At 71.2% G+C, this 5,302-nt stretch carries 3 protein-coding genes and 1 pseudogene; 2 read left to right on the top strand and 2 right to left on the bottom strand.

Translation table 11 applies throughout. From position 1 onward, the window contains the following. Positions 1 to 2,419 (top strand): bifunctional [glutamine synthetase] adenylyltransferase/[glutamine synthetase]-adenylyl-L-tyrosine phosphorylase (locus DW309_RS12535; protein WP_136045565.1); only part of this gene is annotated, 2,419 nt, incomplete at its 5' end. Positions 2,420 to 2,466: 47 nt separating this feature from the next. Next, on the top strand, positions 2,467 to 3,387 hold the full coding sequence (locus DW309_RS12530) for a diacylglycerol/lipid kinase family protein (protein WP_136045564.1): 921 nt from the start codon (positions 2,467 to 2,469) through the stop codon (positions 3,385 to 3,387). On the opposite strand, the gene DW309_RS12525 is transcribed toward DW309_RS12530, so the two are convergent. Together DW309_RS12525 and DW309_RS19645 are read right to left on the bottom strand one after the other, a co-directional pair. Next, positions 3,388 to 4,533, bottom strand: a complete 1,146-nt coding sequence (locus tag DW309_RS12525) for an AI-2E family transporter (protein WP_136030295.1) — start codon at positions 4,531 to 4,533, stop codon at positions 3,388 to 3,390. 96 nt (positions 4,534 to 4,629) lie between these two features. Further along, positions 4,630 to 5,302, bottom strand: a pseudogene (locus DW309_RS19645) (hypothetical protein); the annotation flags it as partial.

The raw sequence follows: 5,302 nt of genomic DNA, 5'->3' as shown, positions 1-5,302 counted from the left end.
GGCGGCGCTGGCGGTAGCGCGGGCGCGGCTGCGCGCGAGCACCGGCCACGACGAGCTCGCCGCGACCCGGCTCGCGATCATCGGCATGGGCAAGGCCGGCGCGCGGGAGCTGAACTACGTCAGCGACGTCGACGTCATCTTCGTCGCGGGAACCGCCGATGACGCGGTCGTGTCGGAGGCGCGGGCCATCGACATCGCGACGCGACTGGCGCGCGAGACGATGCGTGCCCTCAGCGCGATCGAGGTCGAGCCGCCCCTGTGGGAGGTCGATGCGGCGCTGCGGCCCGAGGGCAAGCAGGGGGCCCTGGTGCGCTCGCTCGCCTCGCACGCCGCCTACTACGACCGCTGGGCGAAGGGGTGGGAGTTCCAGGCGCTGCTGAAGGCACGGCCGCTCGCGGGCGACCCCGTGCTGGGTGCGGAGTACATCGCGGCCGTGCAGCCCCTCGTGTGGTCGAGCGCCGCGCGCGAGGAGTTCGTCGAGAACGTGCAGCGCATGCGCGAACGGGTCATGGAGCACATCGATCCGGAGGACGCGCCGTACCAGCTCAAGCTCGGCGCGGGCGGTCTGCGCGACATCGAGTTCACGGTGCAGCTCCTGCAGCTCGTGCACGGGCTGACCGACGAGACGCTGCGCACCCGCGGCACGCTGGAGAGCCTCGACGCCCTCGTCGACGGCGGGTACATCGGCCGGGCGGACGCGGCGACCTTCGCCGCCGACTACCGCGTGCTGCGGCTCATGGAGCACCGGTTGCAGCTGCGCGAGCTCTCCCGCACGCACCTGATGCCCCGCACGCCGGCCGGACGACGGTTCCTCGCCCGCGCGACCGGACTGGCCGACAGCGGCGACGCCATCTGGGCGCGCTGGGAGGCCGTGCGCCGCGAGGTGCGCGAGATCCACACGCGCCTCTTCTACCGCCCGCTGCTGAGCGCGGTCGCCGGTCTGCCGGAGGAGGAGCGCACGCTGTCGCTGGAGCAGGCGCACGACCGGCTCGCGGCGATCGGGTTCCGCGACCCGGCCGGGGCGCTGCGCCACATCGGTGCCCTGACGCGAGGGTTGAGCCGCAAGGCCACGATCCAGCGGCACCTGATGCCGATCATGGTGCGCTGGTTCGCCGACGGCAGCGACCCGGACTACGCGCTCCTGGCGTTCCGTCGCATCAGCGAGCGGCTGGGCGACACCTCGTGGTTCCTGCGGATGCTGCGGGATTCCTCCGGCGCCGCCGAGAGCCTCACGCGGCTGCTGTCGTCGTCGCGCTACATCGGGGAGCTGCTCGAGTGGATCCCGGAGTCCGTGGCCTGGCTCGACAGCACGGAGCGCCTGCGACCACGTGGCGCGGAGGCGCTGGACGAGGAGGCGCGGGCGATCCAGACGCGGCACGAGACGGTCGCGGACGCGCTGCGGGCGGTCAGGGCCCTGCGGCGGCGCGAGCTGCTGCGCACGGCCATGGGCGCGGTGCTCGACGTGCTCACGATCGAGGAGGTGGCGACGGCCCTCACCGACATCACCGCCGCGACGATCCAGGCCGGGCTGCGCGCGGTGATGCGTGACGTCGTGCCGCCGGAGGACGCGGCGCTCGACTTCGCCGTGATCGCGATGGGCCGGTTCGGCGGTGGCGAGCTCGGGTTCGGCTCCGACGCGGACGTGCTGTACGTGTACGACGCGAACGGCGTGGATCCGCAGCGCGCCGAGAAGCTCGCCACGAAGATCGTGGCGGGTCTGCGCGAGCACCTCACCGACCACCGGCTGCCGCTGGAGCTCGACGCCGGACTGCGTCCGGAGGGGCGCAACGGTCCGCTGGTGCGCTCGTTCGACGCGTACACGGCGTACTACCGTCGCTGGTCCCTGTCGTGGGAGGCGCAGGCGCTGCTGCGCGCGCAGGGCGTCGCGGGGAGCGTCAAGCTGATCGCGCGGTTCACGGAGCTCGCCGATTCGATCCGCTACCCCGACATGGTCGACCTCCAGGGGCTGAGGGAGATCAAGCGCATCAAGGCGCGGGTCGAGGGGGAGCGGCTGCCGCAGGGCACGGATCCGCGGCGGCACCTCAAGCTCGGACCGGGAACCCTGAGCGACGTGGAGTGGCTCGTGCAACTGCTGCAGCTGCAGCATGCGGCGCAGGTGCCGGGACTCCGCACCACCTCGACACTGCGGGCGCTGGACGCGGCGGTCGCTGCCGGGCTCGTGGAGGAGGAGGACGCGGAGCGTCTGCGGGCCGCCTGGCTGCTGTCGAGCCGGCTCCGGTCGGCCATCACCCTGCTCACCGGACAGACCAGCGACGTGCTCCCGGCCGACCGCCGGCAGCTCGACGCGCTGGCGCGGCTGCTGGGCTACCCGAACCGCGCGGCCACGCAGCTCGAGGAGGACTACCTGGGTGTCACGCGCCGGGCTCGGCGGACCTTCGAGCACCTGTTCTACGGGTGACTGTCAACCGAGTTGCGGGAACGGCTCCGGTCGCCCAGGCTGAGCGCATGACGTCTTCTCCTCTGGCAGTGATCTGGAACCCCACGAAGTCGGACAGGGGGGTTCTCGAGGAGGCCGTCCGGCTCGCGTTCGGCGATGACGCGGACATCCGCTGGTGGGAGACCACCCCGGAGGACGCGGGCCGTGGCATGGCGGCGGAGGCGGTCGCGGAGGGCTGCGACCCGGTCATCGCGGTGGGCGGAGACGGGACCATCCGAGCGGTCGCGGAGGCCCTCGCGGAGACCGGGGTCGCCCTCGGCATCGTGCCGCAGGGCACCGGCAACCTCCTGGCCCGCAACCTCGGCATCCCCCTGGAGGGCGTCCTTCCCGCGCTGGAGCACGTCCGCGACAGCGAGCCGCGGAACATCGACCTCGGATGGGTCGAGATCGACGGGGAGGAGCACGCGTTCTCGGTCATGGTGGGCTTCGGCGTCGATGCCCAGATGCTGGTGGAGACCAATGACGACCTCAAGGACCGCGCGGGATGGCTCGCGTACGTCGAGGCGATGGGCCGGGCACTCGCCGGCACGGAGATGACCGACATCACGTTGCAGCTGGACGACGGTGAGCCGCAGGAGCTGCGTGGGCACACCCTCCTGATCGGAAACTGCGGCATGTTGCAGGGCGGCATCCGGCTGCTGCCCGACGCCCTCGTCGACGACGGGCTCCTCGACATGCTGCTGATCAGCGCCGACGGACCGCTCCAGTGGCTCGACACCGTCCGCTCCGTGGTGTGGGACAACGGCATCCGACGGATTCTCGGGAGTGTCGATCAGGCGGTGAGCACGGACTCCACCACGCACGTCTCCGCCGAGCGCATCGAGGTGCGCCTTGCGGCTCCGCAGATGTTCGAGATCGACGGCGAGGAGGTCGGGGAGATCTCGTCGTTCGCGGTGCGCGTGCAGGCGGGCGCCGTCACCGTCCGCTGATCACGCGACCGTCACGGCCGGTGGTGTCTTCTTCCGGTCCTGTGTCGGGAACACCACCTTCTGCACGATGATGATGATGCTCGCCGCGATCGGGATGGCCACCAGCGCGCCGAGGATCCCGCCGAGCGCACCACCCGCGACGGCCGCGATCACCACGAGAGCCCCCGGAACGGCGACCGCGCGGCTCATGATGCGGGGCGACAGCACGTATGCCTCGATCTGCATGTACACGAGGTAGTAGATGATCGCGATGAGCGCGGTCGTGGGCGACTCGAACAGGCAGATCAGCGAGATGATGATCGATGCCGACAGGGTTCCGACGAGCGGGATCATCGAGCCGATGAAGGCGATGAGGGCCAGCAGCGCCGGCACCGGTGCGCCGATGATGCTGAGGAAGATCAGGCTGAGCACGCCGTTGGTCAGGGCGAGGCTCGCCTGACCGATCACGTAGCGACCGACCGCGCTCGAGACGTCCTCCAGGAGTTCGCTGAACGTGTCGCGCTGGTAGGCGGGCACGAAGCGAGCGGCGACGCGCTTCATGCTGCGCAGCGACGCCATGAAGTACAGCGTCAGGATCAGGACGATGGTGACGCCGGTGATGCCTCCGGCGATCCCGGCGCCGACCGCGAAGACACCGCCGCCGATGTCGAAGAAGTTGTCGGGGTCCTGCACGAAGCCGAGCACGCCGTTGACGGCATCGGTGATGGTCGAGCCGAACTGGGCGCTCATGTCCTTGTACCAGTCCGTCTTCATGAAGTCCTCGATCATCTTCGGACCGTCTTTGATCAGGTTGGTGATCTGTTCGACGAGGATCGGGACGATGGCGAGGATGATCCCGGCGAACGCGAGGACGACGCCGGCGACGACGATCGCGACGGCGGCGGGACGGGGGAGCTTGCGCTCGATGCTGGTGACGATGGGGTCGAGTCCGAGCGCGAGGAAGATCGCGACGCCGATGTAGACCAGTACGGTCGCGAGCTGATTGACGATGCCGCCGATCGCGAGAGCGACCAGGACGCCCAGGGCTCCGAGCAGCCCGAACATGAACGGGTTCGCTCTCGCCCCTGCGACCACCGAGGTGGGGGAGCGGCGCTGGGCCGATACGGTCTGCGCCTCGTCGGTCGCGATGATTCTCCTGCGGCGCATGTCCCCTCCAACTGTGCGTGCTCGCACTCGATCTTGCTCCACACCGGGGCCCGGCGCGCTCAGCGACACCCGAGGGCGTTCGGCTGAACGCCGGGCCTAGTCGTTCGAGCCCTTGCCCTGCGAGCCTGTGCCCTTATCGCCCTTGCCGGGCGTCTCGACCGCGGCTCGATCGTCCGTGGTCGGCGAACCCTGGTCCGCGGAACCCGGCTTTCCGCCCCTCGTGCCCTCGCCGTTGCCTTTCGCTCCCTTGCCCTTGCCGTTGTCCTGCTGTGCAGCCGGGTTGTCGTCGGCATGGTCGGTCGAGTGCTCGTCGCCGACGGACTCGACGGTGAGGGACTCGGCGGGGGCGGGAGCGACGGCCGCGGGCACCTCGACGACGGTGGGCGGGGCCGTCTCGGCGGCCGTGGGCGACTCGACGGAGGAGATCCCGCTGAGCACGGCGCCGGAGCTCGCCACGGCTTGCGTGCCCTGGCCCGACAGCGACACCGCGATCGTGGTGACGGCTCCGATGGCGACGACGGCGGCGAAGAGCAGACTGTCGCGTCGCCGCGGTGTCCGGCGCGGTGCAGCGACCGCACGGGCGGCGAGCCGCCGCCGGGCCTGGGCACGGGTGAGCGGCCGAGCCGGAGCCGCGGGGGCGGGGAGCGGCGGCACGGGAGGGATGACCAGCGGGGCCACGGGCGCCGAGGATGCGGCGGGCGAGGGGAAGCCGGGAATGGGCAGGACGCGCGTGGCGGCGGGCGCGACGACGGCGGGAAGGGGAGCGGTG

Source organism: Microbacterium sp. K41 (genome assembly GCF_004794395.1).
GTDB classification, from domain to species: Bacteria; Actinomycetota; Actinomycetes; order Actinomycetales; family Microbacteriaceae; genus Microbacterium; species Microbacterium sufflavum.
This window is presented reverse-complemented; position numbering and strand designations above follow the sequence as displayed.